General features: G+C 44.2%; 26 protein-coding genes and 1 riboswitch. Of the genes, 9 read left to right on the top strand and 17 right to left on the bottom strand.

Annotation, left to right across the window (positions count from 1 at the left end):
* Positions 1-33: 33 nt before the first annotated feature.
* Positions 34-1,392, bottom strand: coding sequence for a magnesium transporter (mgtE, locus tag LRR81_RS12600; protein WP_231789724.1), 1,359 nt, complete (start codon positions 1,390-1,392; stop codon positions 34-36).
* A gap of 398 nt (positions 1,393-1,790) precedes the next feature.
* Positions 1,791-1,955, bottom strand: a riboswitch (M-box (ykoK) riboswitch).
* Between the two features lie 107 nt (positions 1,956-2,062).
* On the opposite strand from mgtE, the gene LRR81_RS12595 reads away from it, so the two are divergent.
* Positions 2,063-2,692 carry an MOSC domain-containing protein gene (locus LRR81_RS12595; RefSeq protein WP_231789723.1) on the top strand — a complete coding sequence of 210 codons (630 nt, stop codon included), beginning with the start codon at positions 2,063-2,065 and terminating at the stop codon, positions 2,690-2,692.
* 81 nt (positions 2,693-2,773) lie between these two features.
* On the opposite strand, the gene LRR81_RS12590 is transcribed toward LRR81_RS12595, so the two are convergent.
* The 3 genes from LRR81_RS12590 to LRR81_RS12580 all read right to left on the bottom strand — a co-directional run bounded on the left by LRR81_RS12590 (position 2,774) and on the right by LRR81_RS12580 (position 4,249).
* Positions 2,774-2,926: a transcriptional regulator SplA domain-containing protein gene (locus LRR81_RS12590; protein ID WP_231789722.1), complete on the bottom strand. Its 153-nt coding sequence runs from the start codon at positions 2,924-2,926 to the stop codon at positions 2,774-2,776.
* 90 nt (positions 2,927-3,016) lie between these two features.
* Positions 3,017-3,745, bottom strand: coding sequence for a Bax inhibitor-1/YccA family protein (locus LRR81_RS12585; protein ID WP_231789721.1), 729 nt, complete (start codon positions 3,743-3,745; stop codon positions 3,017-3,019).
* Between the two features lie 90 nt (positions 3,746-3,835).
* A complete protein-coding gene (locus tag LRR81_RS12580; RefSeq protein ID WP_231789720.1) occupies positions 3,836-4,249 on the bottom strand; it encodes a hypothetical protein in 414 nt (137 codons plus the stop codon).
* Between the two features lie 384 nt (positions 4,250-4,633).
* Here LRR81_RS12580 and LRR81_RS12575 point away from each other — a divergent pair, with 384 nt between their 5' ends.
* Entirely contained in the window at positions 4,634-4,996 is a 363-nt protein-coding gene (locus LRR81_RS12575; protein ID WP_231789719.1) for a hypothetical protein, read from the top strand.
* A 184-nt stretch (positions 4,997-5,180) separates the two neighbouring features.
* Here LRR81_RS12575 and LRR81_RS12570 read toward each other — a convergent pair whose 3' ends face one another.
* Entirely contained in the window at positions 5,181-6,110 is a 930-nt protein-coding gene (locus LRR81_RS12570; protein ID WP_231789718.1) for a CAP domain-containing protein, read from the bottom strand.
* A 176-nt stretch (positions 6,111-6,286) separates the two neighbouring features.
* On the opposite strand from LRR81_RS12570, the gene aldA reads away from it, so the two are divergent.
* Together aldA and LRR81_RS12560 are read left to right on the top strand one after the other, a co-directional pair.
* Complete coding sequence (aldA, locus tag LRR81_RS12565; protein WP_231789717.1) at positions 6,287-7,726, top strand: aldehyde dehydrogenase; 1,440 nt, start codon at positions 6,287-6,289, stop codon at positions 7,724-7,726.
* A 236-nt stretch (positions 7,727-7,962) separates the two neighbouring features.
* Positions 7,963-8,829: a thermonuclease family protein gene (locus LRR81_RS12560; protein WP_231789716.1), complete on the top strand. Its 867-nt coding sequence runs from the start codon at positions 7,963-7,965 to the stop codon at positions 8,827-8,829.
* A gap of 26 nt (positions 8,830-8,855) precedes the next feature.
* Here the strand turns inward: LRR81_RS12560 and LRR81_RS12555 are convergent, their stop codons facing one another.
* Positions 8,856-10,349, bottom strand: a complete 1,494-nt coding sequence (locus LRR81_RS12555; RefSeq protein ID WP_231789715.1) for a potassium/proton antiporter — start codon at positions 10,347-10,349, stop codon at positions 8,856-8,858.
* A gap of 149 nt (positions 10,350-10,498) precedes the next feature.
* Between LRR81_RS12555 and LRR81_RS12550 the strand changes: the two genes are divergently transcribed.
* Positions 10,499-11,158, top strand: a complete 660-nt coding sequence (locus tag LRR81_RS12550; RefSeq protein ID WP_231789714.1) for a serine/threonine protein kinase — start codon at positions 10,499-10,501, stop codon at positions 11,156-11,158.
* A gap of 19 nt (positions 11,159-11,177) precedes the next feature.
* On the opposite strand, the gene LRR81_RS12545 is transcribed toward LRR81_RS12550, so the two are convergent.
* The gene (locus LRR81_RS12545; RefSeq protein WP_231789713.1) at positions 11,178-12,146 is read right to left on the bottom strand and encodes a S8 family peptidase; all 969 of its coding nucleotides are present in this window, start codon (positions 12,144-12,146) and stop codon (positions 11,178-11,180) included.
* A gap of 397 nt (positions 12,147-12,543) precedes the next feature.
* Here LRR81_RS12545 and LRR81_RS12540 point away from each other — a divergent pair, with 397 nt between their 5' ends.
* Entirely contained in the window at positions 12,544-13,035 is a 492-nt protein-coding gene (locus LRR81_RS12540) for a hypothetical protein (protein WP_231789712.1), read from the top strand.
* Between the two features lie 34 nt (positions 13,036-13,069).
* Here LRR81_RS12540 and LRR81_RS12535 read toward each other — a convergent pair whose 3' ends face one another.
* From LRR81_RS12535 to LRR81_RS12520, 4 genes are all read right to left on the bottom strand, one after another.
* A complete protein-coding gene (locus LRR81_RS12535; RefSeq protein WP_231789741.1) occupies positions 13,070-13,819 on the bottom strand; it encodes an amino acid ABC transporter ATP-binding protein in 750 nt (249 codons plus the stop codon).
* A gap of 11 nt (positions 13,820-13,830) precedes the next feature.
* The gene (locus LRR81_RS12530) at positions 13,831-14,508 is read right to left on the bottom strand and encodes an amino acid ABC transporter permease (RefSeq protein WP_408631604.1); all 678 of its coding nucleotides are present in this window, start codon (positions 14,506-14,508) and stop codon (positions 13,831-13,833) included.
* Between the two features lie 18 nt (positions 14,509-14,526).
* A complete protein-coding gene (locus LRR81_RS12525; protein ID WP_231789740.1) occupies positions 14,527-15,267 on the bottom strand; it encodes an amino acid ABC transporter substrate-binding protein in 741 nt (246 codons plus the stop codon).
* Between the two features lie 263 nt (positions 15,268-15,530).
* A complete protein-coding gene (locus tag LRR81_RS12520; protein WP_231789710.1) occupies positions 15,531-15,731 on the bottom strand; it encodes a DUF2188 domain-containing protein in 201 nt (66 codons plus the stop codon).
* A gap of 193 nt (positions 15,732-15,924) precedes the next feature.
* Between LRR81_RS12520 and LRR81_RS12515 the strand changes: the two genes are divergently transcribed.
* From LRR81_RS12515 to LRR81_RS12505, 3 genes are read left to right on the top strand one after another with little or no spacing between them, the layout of a single operon-like run.
* Positions 15,925-16,170 (top strand): FeoA family protein, encoded by a 246-nt coding sequence (locus LRR81_RS12515; protein ID WP_231789709.1) that lies wholly within the window; start codon positions 15,925-15,927, stop codon positions 16,168-16,170.
* The gene (locus LRR81_RS12510) at positions 16,163-16,894 is read left to right on the top strand and encodes a FeoB small GTPase domain-containing protein (RefSeq protein ID WP_231789708.1); all 732 of its coding nucleotides are present in this window, start codon (positions 16,163-16,165) and stop codon (positions 16,892-16,894) included. The genes LRR81_RS12515 and LRR81_RS12510 overlap by 8 nt, the downstream gene beginning before the upstream one ends.
* On the top strand, positions 16,869-18,254 hold the full coding sequence (locus tag LRR81_RS12505; RefSeq protein WP_231789707.1) for a nucleoside recognition domain-containing protein: 1,386 nt from the start codon (positions 16,869-16,871) through the stop codon (positions 18,252-18,254). Before LRR81_RS12510 ends, LRR81_RS12505 begins: the two co-directional genes overlap by 26 nt.
* 42 nt (positions 18,255-18,296) lie before the next feature.
* On the opposite strand, the gene LRR81_RS12500 is transcribed toward LRR81_RS12505, so the two are convergent.
* From LRR81_RS12500 to LRR81_RS12475, 6 genes are all read right to left on the bottom strand, one after another.
* Positions 18,297-19,298 carry a C40 family peptidase gene (locus LRR81_RS12500; RefSeq protein ID WP_231789706.1) on the bottom strand — a complete coding sequence of 334 codons (1,002 nt, stop codon included), beginning with the start codon at positions 19,296-19,298 and terminating at the stop codon, positions 18,297-18,299.
* Between the two features lie 17 nt (positions 19,299-19,315).
* Positions 19,316-20,389, bottom strand: coding sequence for a dipeptide epimerase (locus LRR81_RS12495; RefSeq protein ID WP_231789705.1), 1,074 nt, complete (start codon positions 20,387-20,389; stop codon positions 19,316-19,318).
* Between the two features lie 14 nt (positions 20,390-20,403).
* On the bottom strand, positions 20,404-21,567 hold the full coding sequence (locus tag LRR81_RS12490) for a DUF819 family protein (protein WP_231789704.1): 1,164 nt from the start codon (positions 21,565-21,567) through the stop codon (positions 20,404-20,406).
* A gap of 65 nt (positions 21,568-21,632) precedes the next feature.
* Entirely contained in the window at positions 21,633-21,983 is a 351-nt protein-coding gene (locus LRR81_RS12485; RefSeq protein WP_231789703.1) for a DUF3870 domain-containing protein, read from the bottom strand.
* A 157-nt stretch (positions 21,984-22,140) separates the two neighbouring features.
* The gene (locus LRR81_RS12480) at positions 22,141-24,234 is read right to left on the bottom strand and encodes a YhgE/Pip domain-containing protein (RefSeq protein WP_231789702.1); all 2,094 of its coding nucleotides are present in this window, start codon (positions 24,232-24,234) and stop codon (positions 22,141-22,143) included.
* Positions 24,235-24,356: 122 nt separating this feature from the next.
* Positions 24,357-25,841 (bottom strand): glycoside hydrolase family 30 protein, encoded by a 1,485-nt coding sequence (locus tag LRR81_RS12475; protein ID WP_231789701.1) that lies wholly within the window; start codon positions 25,839-25,841, stop codon positions 24,357-24,359.
* Positions 25,842-26,071 lie beyond the last annotated feature (230 nt).

Genomic DNA, 26,071 nt, shown 5'->3' with positions numbered 1-26,071 from the left:
AAAAGCTGTCCGCAAAGCGGACAGCTTTTTTCATTACATGAGATACGCAAGGAATGCTGTTGCAATTCCAAAGTAAATAGTAAGAGACAAAATATCATTTAAGGTTGTAATCAGAGGGCCTGAAGCAATCGCAGGGTCAATCTTAAGCTTTTGCAAAAGAAGCGGAATCAAAGTGCCTGCCATTGTTCCAATAATCAAAGTTAAAAGAAGTGAGCTGCCGACTACCAGTCCCAGAAGAAGATTCCCTTGCCAAATGAGTGCAATAATCGTAATAAAGACCGCACAAACGATTCCAATAATCAGCCCCACTCTCAGTTCCCTGAAAATTAGCTTGAACACCGTTTTTTTATCAAGATCATGCTGTGCAAGTCCTCTTATGACCACAGCGAGTGACTGTGTACCTGTATTACCGGTCATTCCTGCAATCATCGGCATAAAAAAGGCTAAAGCTACTACCTTATCAAGCGTCCCCTGGAAGAAGCTGATAATGCTGCCTGAAACAAGGCCGATAAAAAGCAGCAGAATCAGCCAGGGAAGCCGCCGGTAAGCCGCTACAAATGCCGGAGTATCAAAATCAATCGATTTACCGGAAGCAGCAAATTTCTCATAATCCTCATTGGCTTCCTGAATCACAATATCGATCACATCATCGACCGTTACAATTCCGACAAGCTTGTGATCGCCTTCTGTGACAGGGATGGCAAGGAAGTCATACCGTTCAATCAGTTTCGCCACTTCTTCCTGATCTGAGTAAGCATCAATGGAAATGACCCTTGTATACATCAACTCTTCAATTTTTTCATTTGGCTCGCCGAGGATAAGATCTCTGTAGGAGACAACCCCAACAAGATGCTTTTTTTCATCAATTACATATAAATAGTTAATGGATTCGGCTATTTCTGCAAATTGCTTCAGCTTTGCCACTGCATCCATCACTGTATAGTGTTTTGGAATCCATACGTAGCGGTTCGTCATAATCCTTCCGGCTGTTTCCGGAGGGTAGTTCATCAAAGTCTGCACCGCTTTTGACTCTTCGTCTTCCATGCTTGACAGCAGCTGTTCTTTCAGCTCCGGATCAAGCTCATCCAGCAATGTCGCAAGGTCATCGTTGTCCATTTTATTAATCACTTGGACGCCTTTTAATTTACCCAGCTTTTCGAAAATCGCAAGCTGATACGGCAGTTCAAGCTCCTGCATCATAATCGTAATATCATCAACAGTCAAAAAGGACAGAAAGCGTACATGGTGCTTTTCAGGCAGCTCTTTAAAAATACTCGCCATATCATACGGCTGCAGTTCTTCGAATAATTCAAGAAAGTCTTTCTTCTTCCCGTCTTTCAATAGCAGGATAATCCGAAGAAGGATTTCATTGTAGGTCATGTTTTTAACCAAGGCGGGTTCCTCCTGTCTTTAGAAGGCCCCTTCCCTGCTAGATGCTGTATGGACTGGCCTTCCATTCTCTATTTTGTTTATTCACCGCAAAACGTCTCGATCGGGGACTGCTGTCCATACATACACCTCCAAGCGTATATAAAAATTTATTGTTTCTCTTTTGGAATAGCTTATTAAAATTGGCAGTTGGTTTCCGTTTCAGTTGTCCGCTTTCCGCGGGAGTCTCCCGCCTGGAACGTAGATCAACAGGTGTACAGAAATTAATCTTCTTCTATAACATAGCCTTTTAAAAAGGCGCAAAATAAGAACCTGCTTACTGGCAAAAAATGATAGAATAAATGGGACAAACAAAAAACACCCCTGTGAATGAAGGGTGTGTTAAATACGCATTGCAAAAAACAATCCCCCATTCGTAGAGCTTTAGCACTGCACGGCATAGGCATGATGCCAGCTACATTAAAAATCACCTTATGTCGATGATTTCTGTTGACCCATTGGCGTCTTTGGACATTTTTGGGCAGCAGCTTGTCTCCGTGCAGGAGCCTCACCTAACGAAGAAATTATTCAGTTCCCATACTAGAGATTACATCGTTTTACTGGTGCTGTCAATGCAAAATCAGCATTGTCAAAACGCTGGAAATGACTAATATACGCAAGGGCGGAATGCAAAATGAATATTGAGCGATTAAGCATCGGAAAACCAAAAGAGCTGCTTCACAGCGGCAGCTCCTTCACCTCAGCAATTGCAAAGAATGAAGCGCAAGAAATTTACGCAGGAAAAACCATCATTCAAGGGGATGAGGTGGCAAATAAACAGTTCCATGGCGGAGAAGACAGAGTGATTTGCGCGTACCCTTTTGAGCATTACGCCTACTGGGAACAAGTCCTGGGGTCGCCGCTTCAGCACGCAGCCTTCGGTGAAAACCTTACTGTATCAAATGGAAAAGAGGATGCTGTTCAAATCGGCGATATCTATCAGGCAGGGGAAGCAATCGTGGAGCTTTCACAGGGCAGGTACCCGTGTATAACCATCAACAAATACAACAGCAGCCCATTATTGCTTAATAAAATATTCGAAACAGGCTACACCGGTTATTTTTTCCGTGTGATAAAGCCTGGAATGATTTCCAGGGATTCAAAAGTAACGCTGTTAGAAAGAAAACCGAACTCATTAACACCAAGCTTTATTCACCGTATCTTTTTTCATGACCGCAGCAACAAAGAGGCGATCCGGCAAATACTTGCACTTGAATGGCTGGCAGATGACTGGACAAATAAATTCCGCAAACTAATTTCATAACAAGAAATGCGGAAGCCGCTCGATCAGCCCCGACAAGCGCTGGACAAAAAAAAGCCCTCTGCAGCGAGGGCTTTTTTTACTTTATTCTTCTTCTGGCTGCCTTGTATCTTCAGCTGCCAGCAAATGATACGGCTCATGGATAAATAATGCCGCATCATGCGGATTCCTCGGGTGCGGAACAATTTCCGCCTGGTTGATCGCCATCTCATTCAGTTCCTGTTCTTCCTTCTTCATCTCTTTCCCTCCACTAATCAAATATGCTGCTGCTGTTAGTATGGCTGGAAAAGAGAAAAAGTTTCCTGTGAAAGAAAGCTTCTATCAATGTTAATTTCTATTGGCAAGCTTAGACAGAAGGCGCAATATTTCAAGATACAGCCATACAAGTGTGACAAGCAATGCAAAGCCTGCATACCATTCCATATATTTCGGCTGTCCTGTTCTTGAAGCTCTTTCAATCAAATCAAAATCGAGCACAAGGTTCAATGCCGCCACACCGACAATAACAAACGAAATAATAATGCTCAAGCTAGAAGAGCCATGAAGAAAAGGGACACCTATTCCAAACAGCTGCAAGACGAAGGAAACGAGGTAAAGCAGCATAATGCCAAGCGTTGCTGAAAAAACAGCGACCCTGAATTTATTTGTCACTTTAATGATGCCCGTTCGATAAATAACAAGCATCACAGCAAAAACGCTGATCGTCAGCAGAATGGCCTGCATCACGATTCCGCCGTACTGGCTTGCATAATAATAGGATATTCCTCCAACTGCCATCCCCTCAAGCACAGCATAAAGCGGTGCTGTAATCGGTGCAGATTTCGGAATGAAACTGGCTATTAAAGCAGTAATTAAGCCTCCAATTCCTCCTATGGCTATAAAGCCAGCTGAACTGCTTCCTGTTGAAGAATAATACCAAGCGGCGCCTGCTGCGATCACAAGGATAAATAGAAGCAAAAATGATTTATGGACGGCTCCCATTAATGTCATGGGCCTGTTATAGTAGGTTTCCGTTCTTCTTTCAAATGCTTTTACTGCCGGGTTAGCTGTTCTCAATACCTTCACATCCTTTTCCATTATCAATACGGTAGATCATCTAAAAGGTTTCATCCATAATGTAGCCTTTTCTCTCACCCGGCAAACTCGTCAGAGGCTGACCTCTGCTTTAGGTACGGCATATTTCCCTTTGCTTTTATCCTGCACACCGAGAATGCCTGCTGCCAATAGGAGCCCTGCGGGAATTATCAAAAGGGCATCACAGATGAACAAAAAAATAGAAAGACCGATCAGCCAGCTGCCTGAAAGCTTCTGATTCTTTTTCAGCATCAGAGGCAAAGACAGGACAAAAGATGCGATGATAGCTGAAAAGGCCAGCACAGACTGAAGGACTGCAAGGAAGACGGCCAATCTCATCTGGCTGTCTGTTACTTCTTCCCCTCCCGCTGTCCCCTGCATAATGAAGCCCCAAATCACTACCAAAAAAATGAAGGAACTGAAAATCCCGATGACCCCTAGAATCGAACCGATTAGGCCAAGAATAAATACAGATTGTTTGTACATTTTTATTCCTCCAAAAAAAGTTTATTCTCAAGGAAAATAGGTTTTGGCTTCACGGCTATCTGACGAAGCATGTCCCTAATGTCAGATATCTGCAGGATTCAGTATTTATTGGGCGCTCCCCTGGATACGAAGCTCTTTCTTCTGGATAATCATTGAATTTTCTAAAGTACCGGGACGAATTTTCCTCGATATCAGCGAACTTTCGAATATATCGAGTACTTTCTCCTGTAAATCAGCGAACTTTTCTATATATCGGACACATTCTTCTGGATATCGAACTCTCCAATTTATCGGGCACTTTTCCTTATATATCGGCGAACTCCTCTAAAAATTTTTTTGACAAAAAGTACAGGCATCAAAAAGAACTTCTGCATAAGAAAGAACATGAAGGGAGTGAAAGCCATTACAGCATGTGCAAAAGCAGCAGGGAAAATGGAACGATTGCTTGCTGCTCTCTATTCCCGCTGGACTGCAGCCTGTCAAAAAGCTTACGGAAGGCAGCTTGAGGAGATAAATGAATCCTTAGCCCGCCTGCATCATCTCTTGAATGAAGCTATCATCACCCTCTCTATCAAATGGAAGCTAAAACATGCAAGACTCCTTGCAGCAAGGCTTTCGGACGACCTTGATCTTCTTCAGAAAAAGGGATTTATTTTCGAGAAAAATGCTTTGAAAGTTCTTCTTTACCAAGCAAAAGAAAAATTGCTGCTCATCTCCTGCCTCGAAATCTGTCCTGTTAACGCATAAAAAAAGGGCATTCAGGAGAGCTCTCCTTGAATGCCCTGTTTTTTAAGAATTGGCTCTGTAAAATTTGGCTGTTGATCTCCGTTGCAGGCGTCCGCTTTCCACGGGCAGTGCGGGAGTCTCCCGCCTTCCACTCCAATCAACAGGTGCTCTAAAATCAACATTCTCCTTGAACAGAGTCTATAAATTATGGGATTAAAAAGAAATGGGCAGCATATTCATGGTCAGTGCCGATGCCCGCATAGATAATCTTTGCATTGAGCACAATTTCTTTCTGGGAAGACGTTTTTCTCCATACATCCCTCATAGATTTTGGTGTTGGATAGTTCTTGAATATATTTACTCCAGCAGCAGAAAAACTTGTAATGCCGAGCTTCGGCAGCATTTGGTTGATCGGTCCGTATTTCTTTGAATTCAGACCAAAATATTTGTTTGCATACATATCCCGCGCCTTCATTTCAGCAGCATAGCTCAGTCTTTCATTAAGTGTTACCATCGGCAGGTCAGCCTTCTGCCTGTCCCTGTTCACAAGGAGAAATACGTCCAATGCTGTATCGCTAACTTTGTACTTTAATTTTGCATCTGGGACTGCAAATTTATTGGTTTTTAAGAGTGTTTCAATTCCGGATAGTGTCTCATTCACAGATTTAGGAAGGGCCGCATAGTTTCCTGCCTTCTTAATGGCCGCTGCCCTCACCTTCAGCCGATCAAGCTTCTTCATACTGCTTGATGCTGCAGCTCCCTTGTCTTCAAGCACCATTCTCCCTGCGCTTTTCATAAGACGGTATTCGGAAACCTCGTAAATCACCCGTTCTTTCGCAATTTTAGCTGGTTTGATGTATTTTGCTGAAAGAGAGGCACGCCTGGACTTTCCAGAAACCTTTGAAATGGCCTTCTCTGCTGCATTGATCTGATTGCTGAGCTTATCATAGGCGATATGTATATCGTAAATCTCACCCAGATTTACCGTGCTGTTAAAGCTTCTTACAAGGGCGGCTAAATCATCTCCCTGTTTCAATGCTGGCGAGGAAGCAGCTGCCGCTGAGCCTCCTGAAAAAATCGATAATGCCAATACAGTGCCCATCACTGCGGCTGCAGCAGTTCTTTTCATTCCCATTTTCTTCTCTCCTTTGAAATTTATGTAAAAATTATAACGATTTATCACTACCCCTTTCTACAGACTTTTAAACTAGTTTTCACTTGCCCTCTCTCTTGGAGAGCGGTACATTCTGAGGTTTCAGCACTGCAATATAGTGGAAGAGTCACATAGGAACGTTAAAAGGAGGAATAGAAGTGCAGGAAATTAAACTTTATATTAACGGAGAATACACCGATTCTACCTCTGACGACTGGATTGAAATAGTCAACCCAGCAACAGAAGAAGTCATCTCCAAAATTCCTAACGGAACAAAAGAAGATGCAGATAAAGCCATTGACGCAGCCTTTGAAGCTCAAAAAGAATGGGAAAAGGTTCCCTCCTCAGAAAGAGGCAAGATTGTAAGAAAGCTTGGAGACGCCATCCAGAATAAACGGGATAAATTTATTTCACTGCTTCAGGAAGAACAGGGAAAGCCATATGAACAGGCAAGCGCAGAAGTCGACCTGGCCATTGACTATTTTCACTACATGTCAGAATGGAGCCGAAGAATTGAAGGGGAAATCGTACCAAGCGACAGGCCAAATGAAAACATCTTTATCTACAAACGGCCGATCGGTGTTGTCGCAGGCATTGTTCCATGGAATTTCCCAGTTTTCATTCTGGCAAGAAAAGTCGCTACAGCCTTGATTGCAGGCTGCTCAATCGTATTGAAGCCAAGCCAGCAAACACCGAACACTGCCGCAGAATTTACTAAAATCATTGCAGAAATGGACGACCTCCCTAAAGGAGTCTATAACTTTATTACAGGCAAAGGCTCCACCATTGGCAACGCCATGGCATCCAATCCAAAAGTCGGCATCATTACTATGACCGGCAGCGTTGGTGCAGGAACAAAGGTGATGGAAGCTGCTGCCCAAAACATCATAAAGGTGAACTTAGAACTTGGAGGCAAAGCACCAGCCATCGTCACAGCCAATGCTGACCTTGACCTAGCTGTTGAAAACATTAAAATCTCGAGACTCACTAACACCGGACAAGCCTGTACAAACGCTGAACGTATTTATGTGCACGAATCTGTCGCAAAAGAATTTACAGAAAAGCTGACAACCGCCTTCAAAATGGCGAAATGGGGCGACCCGCTGAAAGATAAAGACATTGACATCGGCCCTCTGGTCAGCGAAGACAGACTAAAAGCGGTGGATGAAATGGTCCAATCAGCATTGGAGGCAGGCGCATCACTCGAAACAGGCGGAAAACGTGCAGATGCTGAAAAAGGCTATTTTTATGAACCGACCATTCTATCCAATGTGAAGCAGGACATGGAAATCATCCAGGAAGAAATTTTCGGCCCAGTTATCCCAATTGTTACTTTCACTCAGCTGGAAGATGCCATTGACATGGCCAACGATTCTGACTATGGCCTTTCTTCCTCTGTTTACACTGAAAACGTCCATGAGGCCATGCAGGTCATAAACGGACTTAAATACGGAGAAACCTTCGTCAACCGTGAAAACTTCGAAGCCGTTCAGGGTTATCACGCCGGCAGAAGAAAATCCGGTCTTGGCGGAGCAGACGGCAAACATGGCCTTGAGGATTTTCTAGTTACACAGGTTGTTTATATGCAGTATAAGTGAGTCAGGACACCCCTTTTGCAGTTGGAAGGGGTGTTTTTTGTGTGTCTGTCACTTTTATATAGAGTGACCTGTCCCGTTCCGGTGAACAGGACGGAGGGTTACTCTAACAGCTTGCTAATACTTGATTTTGAACTTAGGGCGCAGGTCACTCATATACTTAGGCATTCACCGCCAACAAAATAAATCTGCTATAATATCCCATATACCAAAAATTAAAGAATCAAGGAGTTCTCATCATGAAAAAGTATCTATCAGTTATGATTCTTTTATGCTCCTTCTTTGCTGCAGGATGTACAGCAGAGAGTCCAGCTGTTCAGAAGAGTCCAGATCAGGCTGAAAGCAGTCAGAGCACCGGCGGGAAGCAAGAGAGCACGCCTGCTGATACAAATAGTTCCGTTCAGCCTGACGAGAAGAATCTTCTTCCGGCAGAAATTGTGAAAAATGTGGATGGCGATACGGTCAAAATTGAAGTGAACGGGAAGGTTGAGAGTGTTCGGATGCTTTGTGTAGATACACCTGAAACGCATCATCCGCGCCTTGGTGTTCAGCCGTTTGGTCCTGAGGCTTCCGCTTTCACTGCGAAGACGCTTTATCCGGGAAAAAAAATTCAGGTTGAGCTGGGACTTGGCGGCGGGAGAGATAAATATGGCCGGCTGCTCGCTTACATTTATGCAGATGGCAAGATGTTCAATGAGATTTTGCTGGAAAAGGGACTGGCAAGGGTTGCCTATATTTATGCGCCGAATACGAAGTATGTGGATTCATTTTATGCGATACAGAAAAAAGCTCAAAAAGCTGGTATCGGGATTTGGTCAATTGAGAATTATGCACAGGAAGATGGCTATCATGCTGATCAGCAGAAATCTCCGGCACAAAAGCCTTCCGTTTCTGAAAAAAGCCAGAAAGGTTCCCGCTATGAAAACAATCCTTCCGATGATACAGAGCAGAATGCCTCTTGCAAGGGAAAGATAAAAGGCAATGCTAATTCTCATATTTATCATGTGCCTGGCGGGTCTTATTATGATTCATTCAGCGACAATGTGGTCTGGTTTTGTTCTGAGGGGGCTGCTGAGAAGGCTGGCTACCGGAAGGCAAAACGTTAAAAAGGAGGGGAAATCCGCTCCTTTTTTTAGATCTTTTTCATTATTTTCTTTCGTTCTTCACTTGCTCCGTGTTCTTCTAATTTGCGGAGCAGCAGCTTTTTAAATTTCTCTCTGTCCCGTTTCGGTGACATGACATAGAGAATGTCATTGATTTGAAAAGCAGTGGTCTCTTCCGGTGTAATCAGATTTTCATCTCTGATGACAGCGAGAACAAGAACGTCTTCAGGGAGTTCAAGTTCACGGATTTTTTTGCCGATAATCGCGGAATCTTCGTCCAGACTGAATTGCATAATTTCATTCGGGGTTTTTCCGAGTGACAGCAATTCCAAACCATTCGGTTCTTCTATTTTTGGCCCCATGGAAAAGCCTAAGCGCCTGGCAAGCGGTGATATGGTAACTCCCTGTATCAGGGCAGATGTCAGAACGACGAAAAAGACAACATTGAAAATCAGCTGATTATGCGGCACTTTTTCCATTAACGGATAGGTTGCCAGGACGATTGGAACGGCTCCCTTTAATCCAGCCCAGGCGATAAACGTTTGTTCCTTAAAGCCGAATTTTGAAAAAAGCAGGCTGGCATAAACGCCAATCGGTCTTGCGATAATCATCAGGATCAGTGACAATCCGAGCGCCTGCCAGATAATGCCGAGCAGCTGGCTTGAGAAAACGAGCAGTCCCAGCAGGATAAACATGACGATCTGCATCATCCAGGCAAAGCCTTCGTTAAAACGGATGATTGTATGCTTGTAAGTTAAATCAGTATTCCCAACGGTGACTGCCATTAAGTAAACTGCCAAAAGCCCGCTCGCGTGTGCGAGGGATGCTGCACCATAGGTCAAAAAGGCAACCCCTAGAGATAGGACCGGATAGAGTCCTGACGAATCAAGGTTAATTTTATTGATGGTCCAGCTGCCTAATCTGCCTATAAGGATTCCCATAATGGCTCCTACTCCCATTTCCCAGCAGAATGTTAAAACAAGCTGCAGAATATCGGCGGATTGCTCTTTTATTATTTCCAAAAGGGAAACAGTCAAAAACACAGCCATCGGGTCGTTCGTGCCTGATTCTGCTTCAAGTGTGGAGCGCAGCGGTGTTTTGATGTTTTGAGAGCCAAGGGCCGCAAACACTGCGGCAGCATCTGTTGACCCTACGATGGCACCGACAAGCATCCCTTCAAGCCATCCTAAACCTAGAATATATTTTGCGGCCACCCCAACGAGCACTGTTGTCACAAGAACTCCAACAGTTGACAGCAGGAGTGCCGGTCTCAGGACAGATCTGATATGCTGTCTTTTTGTCTGAAGTCCGCCTTCAAACAGGATAACGATAAGGGCGGCAATCCCAATCAGCTGAGCTACTTTTGCATTATCAAAGTAAATAAAATGGCCGATTCCCATTCCTACCGCAATAAAAAATACGAGAGACGGCATTCCAATTTGGGAAGAAAATTTTGCTGTCAGTACCCCGACAATTAATAGAATTGAAACGATTAATATAGTATCTTCAACGGAAAATTGCAATGATTGCTGCCTCCTCTAAATTTATCCTTCCGTTCATTAAACTTACAGATTATAGTATCCAGCCATTTAGACTGTTCACTCAGGTTTTTTTCAGTTAGAATCTGATATAGACAGATATCTAACTTGTTTTTTACCTTGAGGTGGTCCATGTGCTTGATATCCAAAAAGACCTTGTTGAACAGGTGACGGTTGTAAGCATTAATCCGAATGATCCTGTGCATGTAGAAAATATTCCTCCAGGCTGGCATCTTGTAGGAAAAGGGAATTATGCGGCAGTTTTTGGCCATAATGCCCTCCTGCCCGGAAAAATTGTAAAAGTGTACGCAATCAACAGGGGCAGTGCAGCTGATGAAGCAGAAGTTTATAAAAAATTGGCTTCTCATAAATCCTATTCTGAGCTTTATTCAAGCGGCGAACGGCATCTGGTGCTGAAGAAGCTGGAAGGCGTTACCTTATACGATGCCTTAAGAAAAGGAATTTACATCCCAAAGCAGGTAATTAAGGATGTTGATGAGGCAATCCAATATGCAAGCAGCATTGGGCTTAATCCAATTGATATCCATGGAAAAAATGTGATTATGAGGGATGGCAGCGGATATATCGTGGATGTTTCCGATTTTTGCCTTACCCATAAATGCCCGAGATGGAAGGATTTTAAAAAAGCTTATTTCCTTCTTTATTACCCTCTTTTCAAGAAATTTAAATTCTCGATTCCACATTGGATGCTGGAAAAAGGCAGAAAAGGGTATCAGCTTTATTTGCGTTTATCCGGCAAAGGAAAACGAAAAAAAGAAAAGCTTTCCGGCTGATGGCCGGAAAGCTTTTTGTTTAGGAGACAATCTCTTCTTCTGCAGCTCCTGGTGCTTCTTGTTTTTCTCCTTGGGACGGATTAAGAAACAGCAGCCCATTCCCTTCTGCTTTCTTCGAATGCCCTGCCGGAACAGTATTTTTACATAGCTGGGCATACACTTCCGGCTCTGTCAGCCTGCGTCCGAATTCTTTTTCTTCTTTTTGAATGAGGAGCGCCGCAGCTCCTGAAGTGTGCGGGGTTGCCATGGAGGTTCCGGAAAGCTTGGCATATTTGCCTCCTGGATAAGTGGAAAGGATTTGCACTCCAGGCGCCACTAAATCAATTTCATCATTTGTATTGGAAAAGCTGGCAATGTTTTTCTTCTCATCAACAGCCCCTACTTGAACAACTTCCTTGTAATATCCTGGATAGGAGAGTTCAGGCGTGTCATCCCTTGAGTCACCTTCATTGCCTGCAGCACAGACGACGAGAATGTCTGCTTTAACAGCTTCTTTTATAGCGTCATGCATTTCAGGCACATCCTCCGGTCCACCAAGAGACATGGAAATGACTCTGACTTTTTCGCCGTCAGGGCCTTCCCAGCCTGCAGCATATTTGATGGCTTCTGTTATCGACTCATAGGAGCCGCTGCCGTCTTTTCCAAGCACCTTCAGAATGAGAAGCTGTGCTTCCGGCGCAACTCCTGTCACGCCCTGGTTATTCAGTGACGCAGCAATCGTCCCTGCTACATGAGTGCCGTGAAAATGGGAGTCCGTATAATCGTCCTCTCCTTCAACAAAGCTTTTTCCGCCGATAATACGGTCTTTCAAATCAGGATGTTTCACATCGCATCCTGTATCTAAAATAGCGACAACCGTTTTGTTCCCCTTAATGTCCTCATTCCATAAAGCTGGAGCGTTGATCATTTTTATCCCGTAAGGCACTTCTTCATTTACAGCATCAATTACTTCTTCGAGTACAAAAGGAATAAGCCTGACTTGATCCATAATGGATTCCTCCTTTTTTTAAAGCCTTAAGCTGATTGAAGAGTTACTGCATACGAAAGGCAGCAGGGCATCAGGTGTTACCTCAATTATAGCACGTACGTTCCCAAAGCGATTCTTTTTTTGTCTGAAATTTTAGAAAATGGTTAATCCTTCCTGTTTTTTCACGTTTTTCAGTTTTTTTCATCTTGGTTGTCCTGCTAAATGAGCTCAGCAAAACAATGTAATTCTGCTTATGCGGAAAATTTTTCCAACAAAAGGAATGTGAAGCTTGCCTCCCCGGCGTGAAAGCATTCGTCTAAAAAACTGTTTTTCAAAGACTTGACATTAAGCTGAAATCAAGTAAAATGACAAGCGTTGCTTTCTAACTGAACGGGATAAAGGATAAGGAGGGAGACAGATGCTGCTAGATACTATAGATAGCGGACAAAGAGCAGAAGAGCTTGAATTCCAGCTTTACCGGATGCAGGAAAATATGAAGGAAATTGCAAAGCATGCAGATGTTCTCGGGATCGGCCAATCAAAAGAGGACAAATGGGTCATTGTATATGCGGCAGATGACGGCAATGCCTGCAAAATTATGATCAGCGAATGTGAAACATCCTATAAAGGAACATGGGATTTTGCGATACAGGCTGTTTATCAGGATGAGGATACAATCAAAATCGGTGATATTAAAGGTCCTTCCAATCTTGGCTACGGTTCCATCTGCATGCCCTACTTAAAAGACATTGCCCGCAGGCAGAACATTCCTTATATTGCAGGGGATATTGCCGAGAGAGATTGGGACCACCTCAACAGGCTTCTTCATTTTTATGAAAAACATTCTTTTCATATTGAATTGGATGAAAAATCAAAGTGCGGCGAAATCCTGTGGAATGATGGTTTTTAAATCAAAAAAGGAACGGACATGTCCGTTCCTTTTTTTACATAGGAGCCTGCACTTTATTTAAAAATTGCAGTGTCCGTTCATTTGTTGACTGTTCAAATATTTGAGCCGGTGTTCCTTTTTCCACGACAACTCCCTGGTCCATGAAAATCACCAGGTCAGCCACATCGCGTGCGAAATGCATTTCGTGAGTGACCACCATCATCGTCATACCTTCGTTTGCAAGGTCTTTCATGACTTTCAGCACCTCGCCCACAAGCTCAGGGTCAAGGGCAGAAGTCGGTTCATCGAAGAGCAGAATATCCGGTTCCATGGCCATGGCTCTTGCGATGCCGATCCGCTGCTGCTGGCCTCCTGAGAGCTGGCTCGGATACATATCCGCCTTTTCTTTCAGCCCCACTTTTTCAAGCTGGACCATGGCCGCCTTTTTCGCCATTTCTTTCGATTTCCTTTTTACTGTTACCTGACCTTCCATCACGTTTTCCAATGCTGTTAAATGAGGAAAGAGGTTATAGTTTTGAAAAACCATGCCGGTTTGCTTCCGGAATTCGGAAATATCACTGTATTTCTGCTTTTTCCCAGGTATGAATTCCAGGGTTTTGCTGCCAAGCGTTACAATGCCGTTATCAGGAGTTTCCAAAAGATTCATGCACCTTAAAAGGGTGGTTTTTCCTGAGCCTGACGGGCCTATAATGACGGCCATTTTGCCTTTTTCAATCGACAAGTCAATCCCCTTCAAAACCTCAAGATTGCCGAATTTCTTATGAATGCCTTCAGCGTGTATCATCTGTTCAGCCATTACTTAGCCACCCCTCTTTCAAACCGGATTTCCAGTTTGTTTTGCAGCCAGGAAAGAACAGTGCTGAAAATTAGATATAGGACGGCTGCTTCAACATAAAGCCAGAATGGTTCATAATTATTGGCAGCGATTTGCTGGGCTTTCTGGAACATTTCTGAAACAGTAATTGTTGCCGCAAGCGATGTATCCTTTACAAGCGCAATAAACGAGTTCCCAAGGGGCGGGATCGCTACCCTGACAGCCTGTGGAAGAATAATTCTTCTGATCGCCTGTGCTCTTGTCATGTTAATGGAATAAGCTGCTTCCCATTGCCCTTTTGGTATGGAAAGGATCGCTGCCCTGATAATCTCTGAACTGTAGGCTCCTTTATTTAAGGTAAACCCAATGACTGCTGCAGGAAATGCATCAATCGTTAGACCAATTGTCGGCAGCCCGTAAAAGAGGATAAACAGCTGAACAAGCAGCGGCGTTCCCCTGAAGATCCATACGTAAAACCGGGCAAGCGCGGCAAGAGGCTTAATATTGGAAAGTCTCGCCATAGCAACTAAAAATGCCAGAATCATTCCAAGAACAAACGTGATCAAGGTCAATGGGATCGTAAATGCCAGTCCTGCTTTTAAAAGCGGGATAAAAGAGTCAGTGAGAATTTGTATGATTCTGTCTGCCCGATCGCTCATCATTTATCAAATCCTTTATTATTTAGAAACGTCTGCGTTAAACCATTTTTTCGAAATTTTCAAATACGTGCCGTCTTTTTTCATATCATCCAATGCTTTGTTCACTTCATCTACAAGCTCTTTGCTGTCTTTTCTGAAAAGGAATGCATTATCTGTTGCGTCTTTTTCTTCATAAACCGTTTTAATCGGCAGATCCGGACGCTGCTTTTTCAGATCAAGGTAAGAAAGGCTGTCATTGATTGTTGCATCAATGCGCTTTGATGTAATAAGGTCAATGGATTGGTTGAATCCGTCCACAACTGTGTTCTTTGCACCGTGCTCTTCCGCAATTTTGCGGTAGTTGCTGTCAAGTGACTGGCCGACCTTTTTCCCTTTCAAGTCATCAAGCGATTTGATCGTATTGTTATCATTGCGAACAACAAGCACTGCTTTAGAAACGATATATGGCTTGGACATCTCGTATTTTTCAAGGCGTTCAGGACGAACAGCCACTTCATTTGCTACCATGTCATAGCGTTTAGCATCAAGTCCCGCGATCATGCCATCCCATTTTGTTTCAACGAATTTAGGTTTTACACCAACGCGTTTGAAAACTTCTGTCGCGATATCAATATCAAACCCTGTCAGCTTGCCTGATTTATCATGAAATGTAAACGGCGCATAAGTGCCTTCAGTGCCAATCGTTACTTCACCTTTGTCTTTCACCTGCTGCAGAAGGTTTTTGTCTCCGCCTGTGCTGCATGCAGATAAAGCAAACATAGCAGTAAGTGCTAATATAATAGAAACCAGTTTTTTCACTTTTTCTTTCCCCCAGTTAATTGATAGGATTAATCATTAATAAATTGACTTTATAAGATTAAGGCAGATTATGTCGAAAGTCAACGAAAATATCTTGAGTTCACACTATTTTATTTTCCTGCTAATTTTCTTCTTTTATACGGGGTGATTTTTTTAAATAGCTCTCACCAATAAAGCATAAAAAACAGAAAGAACGGCCAGCGGGCCGGCCATTCTTTCTGCACTTATTGAAAGGATTTCTCTTCTTCTACTTGATGAAAATCATTTAAGATCTTTAAACTGCTTGGCTTATTTTCTTCTGCGAGCTTTTCTCCTGCTTCAATCGCTTCTGATTTTGTGCTGTAAAGGTTCACTGGTGCCGCATCTTCAAGCTTCACATACCAGCCGCTTGCATCTTTGTTTGGTGAAATGCTGTATTCCTTCATTTTTAAATCCCCTCTCCAAATTAGTGATCTCCCTTTTTATGTTTCCCTTTGCCCTTTTGCTGAAACGCTTAAAAGTTTCCCTAAGGAAAAATTATTTATGTTGCACAATATATCTGGCTGTGCATATAATATGAGTAAAAGTTGGGCTAGGGAAACTTTATTAGATTGTCCCAATATCGGAGGAGATTTGCGGATGACACAGACGTATTTCCCGTTATCAAATATGAAAAAAGGAGACCGGTTTAAAATTGTCTCCATTACGATTGAAGGAACGCAGCGAAGAAGACTGCTTGATTTAGGCTTTGTGCCCGGTGCTATTATCGAGGTTCTGCAGAAGAGTCCTCTTGGTGATCCTACTGCTTACCATGTGAGCAGCACGACCATTGCCCTTAGAAAAGAAGAAAGTTCAAAAATATACGGCGAAAGGGTGAATGTCTGAAATGAAGATCAGGCTTGCATTGGCAGGAAATCCGAATACGGGGAAAAGTACGCTGTTTAATGCTTTAACAGGGTTAAAGCAGCACACAGGCAACTGGCCTGGCAAAACCGTTGCCCATGCTGAAGGAGAATTCTCTTTTCACGGAAAGCAGTATACACTCGTTGATCTTCCAGGCACCTATTCCCTTTACTCGAATTCAGCTGACGAAGAAGTTGCAAGAGATTATATCATTTTTCAAAAACCGGACGTGACCATTGTGGTACTTGATGCGACAGCTATGGAGCGGAATATGAACCTGGCCCTTCAAGTGCTTGAAATGACGAGCAGGGTTGTGATCTGCATCAATTTGATGGATGAAGCAGAGAAAAAAGGCATTTCCGTTAATGAAAATGCCCTGTCTGAAAAGCTCGGCGTTCCTGTTGTGAAAATTTCAGCCAGAAACAAAAAGGGTTTCACAAAGCTCCTGCAGGAGGTTGAGAAGATGGCCATCTTAAAAGAAAATCCTGCGGCCTTCCAAATTCAATATTCTGCTGAATTGGAAGAAAAAATCAGCGAGCTTGAGCCTCTTGTCAGTGACTGGCTTGGAGAAAGCTATCCTGCGAGATGGATTGCCCTCAGGCTGCTTGACGGTGACGAAGAATTGATTCAAAAGTTAAAAAATTCCATTCCAGAAAAGCTTGAAAAGGAGGCAGATGAGCATGCAGTCCAATCAGGCTTACGGTGATCTCCTTTTAAAAAAGGCAAAATTGATCGGCACAAAGCAAACACGCGATCAAATTGTTTCAACGATCTTTTCATCAAGCCGTGAAATATGCGGGCAGGCGATCGCGTATAAAAATAAAGATCAGATGAAAAGCGAGAAATTGGACCGCGTTCTCACTTCTCCTATCTGGGGATTTCCGATCATGCTTCTTATGCTGGGAGCTGTTTTCTGGCTGACGATTGCGGGCGCCAATGTTCCATCCAGCATGATAGCGGAAGCTTTCGGCACGGCAGAGGGCTATTTAACTTTATTTTTCAACTATATTCAGGCGCCTGGCTGGCTTCATGGCATTCTTGTTCTCGGTTTTTTCAGAGGAACCGGCTGGGTTGTCAGCGTTATGCTCCCTCCGATGGCGATTTTCTTTCCTGTTTTCGCTCTGCTTGAAAACTATGGCTATCTTCCGCGGGTTGCCTTTAATATGGATCGGCTTTTCAAAAGGGCAGGTGCCCACGGCAAGCAATCACTCACAATGGCAATGGGTTTTGGCTGCAATGCGGCTGCCATCATGTCCACTCGCATTATTGAATCCCCGCGTGAACGGATGCTGGCGATTTTGACAAATAACTTTGTACCATGCAATGGCAGATGGCCAACACTGATTTTGCTTTCTTCCCTGTTTATGGCGGCAGGATACACTGGCGGTGCTGCCACATTTGTGACAGCTGCAGCTGTAATCGGGATGGTGCTGATCGGGATTACCGTAACCATTGCTGTTTCCTGGGTGCTGTCCAAAACAGCGCTGAAAGGAGTTCCGACCCATTATACATTGGAGCTCCCGCCTTATAGACGTCCTAAGATTATCAATACTGTGCTCCGCTCTAGCATAGACAAATCATGGAATGTGTTAAAAAGAGCCATTATTGTCGCAGCACCTGCTTCTGTTCTCACTTGGATTTTGGCAAATATTTATATAGGCGACAGCAGCATACTGCTTCATTTTGTTCATTTTCTGGATCCCTTCGCCCATCTCCTGGGGCTTGACGGGTTCATTCTTGCCGCCTTTATTATCGGCCTTCCCGCCAATGAAATCGTTGTGCCAATCCTGCTGATGGGGTATCTCGCTACAGGCTCCCTGACAGAGGTGGACGATCTGGCCAAATTGAAGACCATCTTTTTGGATCATGGCTGGACGTGGCTGACAGCGCTGAATATGATGCTGTTCTCACTGCTTCATTTCCCGTGCGGCACAACGCTGATAAATATTTATAAAGAAACAAAAAGCAAAAAATGGACCTTTCTCTCTTTCGCCATTCCGACTGTTATCGCAATCGCTGTCACTTTCCTGACAGCAGCCATTGTCAGGGGACTGGGTCTTGTGTAAAAAGAAAGAAGTCCCGGCGGTCATCCGCCGGGACTATTTCTGTTAAGGCAAATAGCGCCTTGCTCCTGCAAACTCTTCTATATATCCTTTCGTGTGAAAAGGGATCAGTTCAACGGTCCTCTTAGAATTAGGAGAATGAATCATCATGCCGTCTCCTGCATACATGGCCACATGATGCACCTTTCCTTTTCCATTATCATGTGCGAAGAAAAGCAGATCGCCCGGCTGCAAATCTTCTTCTGCCACAGGCTTGCCGTTTACAGCCTGCACGGTTGAATCTCTGGGAATGGAGATTCCATGAGATTGATACATGGTAAAGGTAAAACCAGAGCAGTCAAAGCCGAAGCCGCTCATCCCTGCCCAAAGGTAAGGCAGTCCAATAAATTGCTTGCCGCTGTTCACTAAATCTTCTCCAGAAGGTGCAGGTATATCCTTTTCCGATTGATAAATATGGCCATCTGACTGTTTCAGCCAGGCTTTTTTCCCTTCAGGTGTTACCACTTCTATGCCGCCTTTAGTTTTCTTTAAAGCTGGCAATCTTGTATTATAGCTGATCTCGAGCTTTTCCTTTTTAAAATGCTTGTCCTTATAAAGCATCGCTGTTGGTTTTATTACTAGAACAAACGGCGCTTTTTCCATTGCAGCAAACTTTTTGCTGTAAGCGAGCTGGCGGGCTGGCATCCAGCCAGGATACCCGCGCTCATCCCTTGGTGTCCCCTGGCCGTGAACAGCCACTTTTACCCAGTCTCCTTTCCGGTCTGTTACCGTTACTTTGTTGCCGTAAAGAGCCTGTGTTTCAAGCATGCCATCACCTGAAAGCTGCTCTTTTTCTGCAAGAGTCATGGATTTTGTCCAGCTCCATAGATCTGCCGGATTTCCTGCAGAGGGGTAGTCTACTGGCCTTAGAATATCCGGTGCGGTCCACAAAGTGGCTGCGGAAACATCAACATAAAGATCCTGACGGGTTTCTTTCGGGCTTGCTGAAGCATTTATTGCCGGCAGCAGAAGCAATACCCCGAGGACAAGCATCATCAATTTTTTCATTGTTCTTAACCCCTTTCTCATCTTTTTAATGCCTCCATGGCTATCCCAATACCTGCCGTTTCCCAGAGATTGATTTTACCTTTTTCATAATCCATCCCCCATGGCTCTTCTGTCAGCCAAAGCGGGGCATCAAGATCAGCAAATTTCACATTAGGATGAGCGGAAGCAAAATGGGCTGCAGCACATACCGAGAGGGAATGCTCCATCATGCTGCCGACCATGCAGGGCACGCCAGCTGCTTCTGCTGCAGACGCAATTTTCCATGCTTCAGCAATGCCGCCTGACTTCATCAGCTTAATATTGATCATGTCGGCGAATTTACCTGCTGCGAGCTTTAAGGCATCCTCGCTCGTAAAAATACTTTCATCAGCCATAACCGGGATGCTCACATGCTCTTTCACATACTTTAATCCATCCCAATCATCTGCTTTAACAGGCTGTTCGATAAACTGAATGCCTTTCACAGAAGCTGTCATCTCATTGATCAGTTCTGCTGCCTGCTTTGGATCCCATGCCTGATTGGCATCTGCCCGCAAAAGGACTTCATCTGGAATAGCGCTTTTGACAGCGAGCATTCTTTCCAAGTCTTCTTCAGGTGAGGTTCCAAGCTTCACTTTTAAAATAGAATAGCCCTGCTCTATGGACTGCTTCGCATCCTGAGCCATTTTATCCGGAGTATCCGCACTGATGGTCATGCTTGGGATAAGAGGTTTTCTTCCTCCTAAAAGGGTGTGCAGCGGAATATTCCATTTCCGTGCGGCACCATCATATAACGCGATGTCAGCTGCTGCTTTTGCACTTGTATTGCCGATACAGGAGCTTTTTAAGGAACCGGCAGCTTCGTGAAAATCTCTTAAGTCTTTACCGATTAATGCCTGCTTAATCGGCCCATTCAAAGCGGCTGCTATTCCCTCTGCTGTTTCTCCTGTAATCGCAGGAGTCGGTGAGGCAGATCCATATCCTTTCAACCCGCAGGAGAACCCTATTTCCACAAAGATCGTCTCTACCTCAACAGCTGTTCTAAGCGCTGTCTTGAATGGCTTATTCAGCGGAATTTTTACCAGTGATGTTTGCAAGCTTTCTATGATCATGTAAAACTTCCTTTCTATAGTAACGAAAGCAATTTCGCCATCATCATCCCGAAGTATGTTCCGAGGAAAGACCCCATGAGAGCCATGATAACGCCGACTGGAATGAGTGCTTTGTTGTAAGAAGCGGCAAGCATTGGTGCAGAAGCCATGCCGCCGATGTTGGCGAGGCTTGCGACTCCAAGTGTAAACAAGTCATATCTGAATAATTTCCCAAGCAATATCATGACAGCTAAATGCACAGCCATGATCAGAAACCCTGACAGCAGATAAATCGGCGCCTGCCCGATCATGGAAAAGTCTGATTGCGAGGCAATCAAGGCAACGATGATATAGAGCATCACATTGGATAAATCCATGCTTCCCGGTATGCGGGCAGCAGGGGTAACAGCCAAAACAAGTCCGATCACGGACGCAATCATAATCGTCCAGCTCGTCGCATTGATAATATCGCCTACAGCAGGCAGGCTTTTTCCTGCCAGGATGGAAAACGCGGAAATGATCAGCCCGATCCCAAGCAAATAAAGCATATGCTGAAATTGGACAGGCTTGTCCATCTCGCTTGCAGCAGCCGTTTCGGCAAATTCACTTTGAAGGAAGGTTTCATCTGCTTTCGTCCACTTATTAAATTTGCCTGAAAAGGGAACAAGCCAAAACATAAACATGACCCATACAGCATAATTGATCGTATCCATCATTAAAGCGTAGCCGAAAATATTTTCCGGTACTTTCAAAATGCCCTGAAGTGCAACCATATTGGCAGATCCGCCTGTCCAGCTGCCTGCCAGTGCGCCAAAGGCTTTCCATGTATCCTGAGCATAAAGTCCTTGGAAAAGAAGATAAACAAGGACAAAGCCAGCCAGGATGCTGATCACAGCTGCCACAAACCCTCCAAGCATTCTCGGGCCAAGTTTCACCACATTCCGTACATCGCATTTCAGCAGCATTAAAGACAGCATCGCAGGCAAAAGAGTGCCTTTCACATTTGTATACACATTGTCAATCGAGTCCGTTTTGCCGAATAACCCGAAAGTCTGCATCAAAGCTGCTCCAATATAGATCAGAACTATGGCAGGGATAAACTTGAAAAACCTCATTCCTTTAAACCTTTTTTCAAAAGCGACCATCAGCGCTGCAAATCCGGTTAATATGCTTAAATAAGTAAAGCCGTCTTGAATCATCGCCTTCCTCCTTCTTCATGTGCCGGCAGAATAAATTTCCCGGCAAAAAAAATCCAGCCCGACTGTTAGGTTCGGGCTGGATTTCGACCGGGCTGACCGGGCAAAGCAGCTATAATATGACTGTATTTCTTTTGTGCATCTTTAAGAGCAGCCATCAGGGCTTTTTGGGAAGAACCAAAATATCTTGACTGTACCTCAAGAAGAAGCGATTCATCATCAACCCTTCTTCCGACAAATAAAGACTGGATAAACCGGATGGTAAGCCCTATCGTTGCCGAGCATTCTGCATCGATGATTTTCCCATTGGTAGAATCAATAACAAGCCCAAGGAAAAACTGGCTGAACTGCTTCGATATGGGGTTATTTGGCGATACTTGCGCATCACCAATGACATAAACAGTATCCTTATTGAACAATCGTCTGCATTCCCTTCAGATTCCGGCAGCATAGCAGGTATTATGAATGGTCTGCTGGTGGCTGCCGGCAGGATTTCATAACATGTATGCGCTTTAATCTGGTTCTATTATAACAAAAGGACAATTGATTGAATAGTTCATTTTTTAAGAAAACGCCCTAGTGAATGATTCTGCTTTGCTCTGCTTTTTTTACAAATCCTGCTGTCACCCTGTTTATTGGCTTTTTCAGAAAAACGCCAAAAACGATGGCAATGCATCCAAAACCAGTGAGCATCCTCACATCATGCCATACCGATTCTGGAAGAATGCCGCCCGCAGATTCTCTTAGAAGGCTAATGCCGTATGTAAAAGGCAAAAACGGGTTGATGAACTGGAAAAACGGCGGTGTAACCTGTATTGGGAACGTCCCCCCTGATCCTGCGATTTGCAGGACCAAAAAGACAATGGCGATCGCTTTGCCTGCATTATCAAAAACTGAAACGAGCGTATAAATAATCACCATAAATACAGCACTTGCAAATAATGCTGAGAGGAAAAATAAAAATGGGTGAACAGCATGGATATGCAGCAATAAGAGATTGCCCGCCGAGACAACGGCTGCCTGAAGCAGGCCGATTGTACAAAACGTAAACAAGCGACCGAAATACTCCTGGTAGCTGCGGTGGTTTCCATCTGCTGCTTTTACTTTTAAAAGAGATACCAGCAAAAGCCCTCCAACCCAAAGTGAAAGGGCTGTATAAAAAGGCGCAAGCCCTGACCCGTAATTAGGGATCGGGTAGAGCCGGTTTTCCTTCAGCAAAACCGGTTTGGCAAAAAAATCACTTTCTTTTCTAAAATCATTCCTTAAAAGAGTGACTAAATCAGACAAGTTTTCCTTTCTTTCAAAAGCCCGGATTTTATCCGCAAGGCGGTGGATTTTCGCCTCTGCCTCAGGCAGCGCCTTTTGAATTTCCGCAAGCTTTGCTATTCCATCGTCAAGCTTTTTTGATGAATTCTGAACCGCCGCGGTTATTTTAGGAAGGCTGTCTTTTGCTTCTGAAAGCTTCTGAAATTTATCTGATATTTTACCGCCTGCACGTTCTGCTTCGCTTTTCAAATACGGCTCTATTCCTGCTGCTTCTTTCTGAAAGGCTTCTGTCTTGCTTGTGGCATCTTTTGCAGCGGCAAGCAGCATGTCTTTATTATAACTGGCAGAAGACGACGCCTCATTCAAGTCTTGAAAAGCCTGTTTCATCTGCTGCAGCTGGATAATAGCAGGCTGGAAAGCATTCGTATCTGACAGCTCAGAAAGATTGTTTAGAATGGATGTTGTTGAATTTATCCACTGTATTCCTCTGCTGCTTCGGTCTGCTATGCTCTTTAGCTGCTGTGACGAGGTATTGTCCTCTGGCGCCAGCGCTGTTTCCTCCGCACTCTTCGCTGCCGAATGAAGCAGGGCAGCATCTCTTTTTATATTAGATGGCAGGTTTTGAAGAGCTTCTTTGCTTATGCCCAGATCTTCTTCCAATGCTTTCGACAGATCCGCCGCTTTGCCGGACAGGACGGTTATTTCCTGAAGAAAGGCGCTTGCTTTGTTCACAATGCTTTTCGCTTTTTCTGCGTCTGTTGCAGCTGTGCTGACCGTTTTCTTTATTTCAGGCATTCTGTTTTCAAGGTCGAATACCAGTTTTTTTAATTTTTCTATACTGGGCAAATCTTTTGCCAGTTCAATTCCAAGTTCATTAAACAGCTTGAAAATTGCTCCGTTGGCCGTTTTTACAAAGCTTTCGTTCACTTGATCTACTATGCCTGCAGCCCCTTTTTCCGTAATTTTCGGTGCAACAGGGTTCAGCTTTTCATTTACGGTATAAGTGATAACGGGCTTTTCAGGATTTTCTGAGAGCACACTAGCTAGTTTTGCGGATAAATCCTTTGGGATGGCAATGCTGGCATAATATTTGCCGCTCCGTACTCCCTGCTGCGCTTCTTCTTTATTTGTGAATACCCAGCCAAGCTTCTTATTTTCTTTTAAGGAGGTGATGATTTCTGCTCCGGCATTCACACGCTGGCCTTTAATAGATGCTCCCCTGTCTTCATTTGAGACGGCAACCTTTATTCCTCTCGTGTGTCCGTACGGGTCCCACGAAGCCTTAATGTTGAACAAGGCATACAGGGACGGAAGAAGGATCAGGGTTAGCACAATGATGAGCGCAGCCCAATTTTTTAAAATATCAGCGAGATCTTTCCGGTAGATCAAGAAAATCGTTTTCACCTGCACTCCGCCCCTTATGCTCCAATGTTACTCATAGCGTAACCAATCCTCCCGCTTGGATACATAGAGCTCTATCTGAAAAGGAAGATCCATATAAAAAGAAAAACCCTTTCCGCAAGCGGTCAGGGTTTCCACGTATAAGTCGCTGCTGCTCCTCCAGGAAGCGAATAGCTGAAGGCTTTTCCATGGTATGAGACATCAAATTTTTTCGTGCTTTCTGTATTGTTGAACACAATTAAAGCAATGGAGCCATCCGGATTTTTAAAGGCCACATTTTGCAGCTTGTCCGTCATGTTCGACCCGATCCGGACTGCTCCAGGCTTCACAAATTTGCTGATATGCCCTAGTGCGTAATACTCCACATTTTTGTCATATGTTCCATCATGCTTATCAACGGTTACTACACCGCGGCAGATGGGGCAGCCGCCGTTTTGAGGACCGTTGTTTTCGTCAAGGGCAACGTTCCAGAGAATAACGCTTTTCGCCCAGTTTCTCGTGGCGCCGATAATAAGATTACTCATGTTCCACTTCAAATTGTCGCCAAAGGAAGTCGACCAGCTGCCGCCGGAGCATTCAGTAAACCAAATCCCTTTTTTAGGATAAGCCTTCTGCACTTCCGTCTGGCTGCTGACTTCTCCCCCATAGCAATGAAAAGCAGTACCTGCTATATATTTTGAAGCTTTTTTATCAGCCAGCACATTTTCCGGGTACCACGGAGAATCCCAGTTGTGATCCCAAGCGGCAATTTTTGCCGGTATGCCGTTTTTCTCAAAAGCAGGACCTAAATAATTTCCGATAAAATCGGCCTGCTCGGTCCAGTCCATCTTCATTGTAGGATAGGTCGGAGTCTGATGCCCCGGTTCATTTTGTGCGGTGACAGCATAGATGGGCAGGCCTTCCTTTTCATAGGCTTTGGCAAATTTCACGAAATAGTCTGCGTAAGCTTGGTAGTATTCCTTTTTAAGGCTTCCTCCGTTCAGAAAGCCGCTTGTTTTCATCCAGGCAGGGGCTGTCCACGGCGAGGCGAAAATTTTCAGGCTGCTGTTCTCAGCCTTCGCCTGTTTTGTAACCGGCAGCACATCTTCACGGTCTTTATCAATGGAAAACTCACTCATGTCAGGATCTGTTTCACCAGCAGCGAGATCATCATATGTGTAGTTTTTAATGGAAAAGTCCGTTGCTCCCATGGGCATGCGGATGAAGCTGATGCCGATTCCCTGATCGCCGAATAATTCTTTCATGAGCCTGCTGCGCTCTTCTTCCGGAAGCTTTTTATGAATCAAATAGGCGGATGAACTAGTGATGGAAGCTCCAAATCCGTCCATTTCCTGAAATGTTTTCTTGTCATCTACCGCAATCGTGTAGCGCCCGTCCTTTTTTTCCTCTTGAAAGTCAGCACCTGCCTGCCTTTCAAGGAGTTTTGATTCATCCTTCTCAGTCAGCCAGACAGAAACGTCCTTCTTTGTATCAGGCACTGCCGCAGCAGGCTCTGCCTTTTTTTCCTGCCTGCTGTCTTTCATAGGAAAATGGAGGGAAGAAAGCGCTCCGTTCACTACAGAAAAAGATAATATTATCGTAAAAACCTGACTTAAAAATGTCCGGTTCAAATAACCACTCCCTATCAATTCCAATCGCCTCTTCCCTTCTTAAGACTGTCCTTTAAGCAGAAGGTGATTCAACCGTCTTTGCTTAGGAAAAGAGTGAAAGAATAATCTAACCGAAGAGGCTATAAAGTACATTAGCCTATTATAAACCACTCCAGCGCTTAGGAAATACCCTTTTTTCCTGCATTTGAAACGAAAGTCTGCCAATTGCCCCGCTTGCTGGAAATACAGGC

It is taken from the genome of Metabacillus kandeliae (assembly GCF_021166585.1).
In the GTDB taxonomy this organism is placed as follows: Bacteria; Bacillota; Bacilli; order Bacillales; family Bacillaceae; genus Metabacillus_B; species Metabacillus_B kandeliae.
This window is presented reverse-complemented; position numbering and strand designations above follow the sequence as displayed.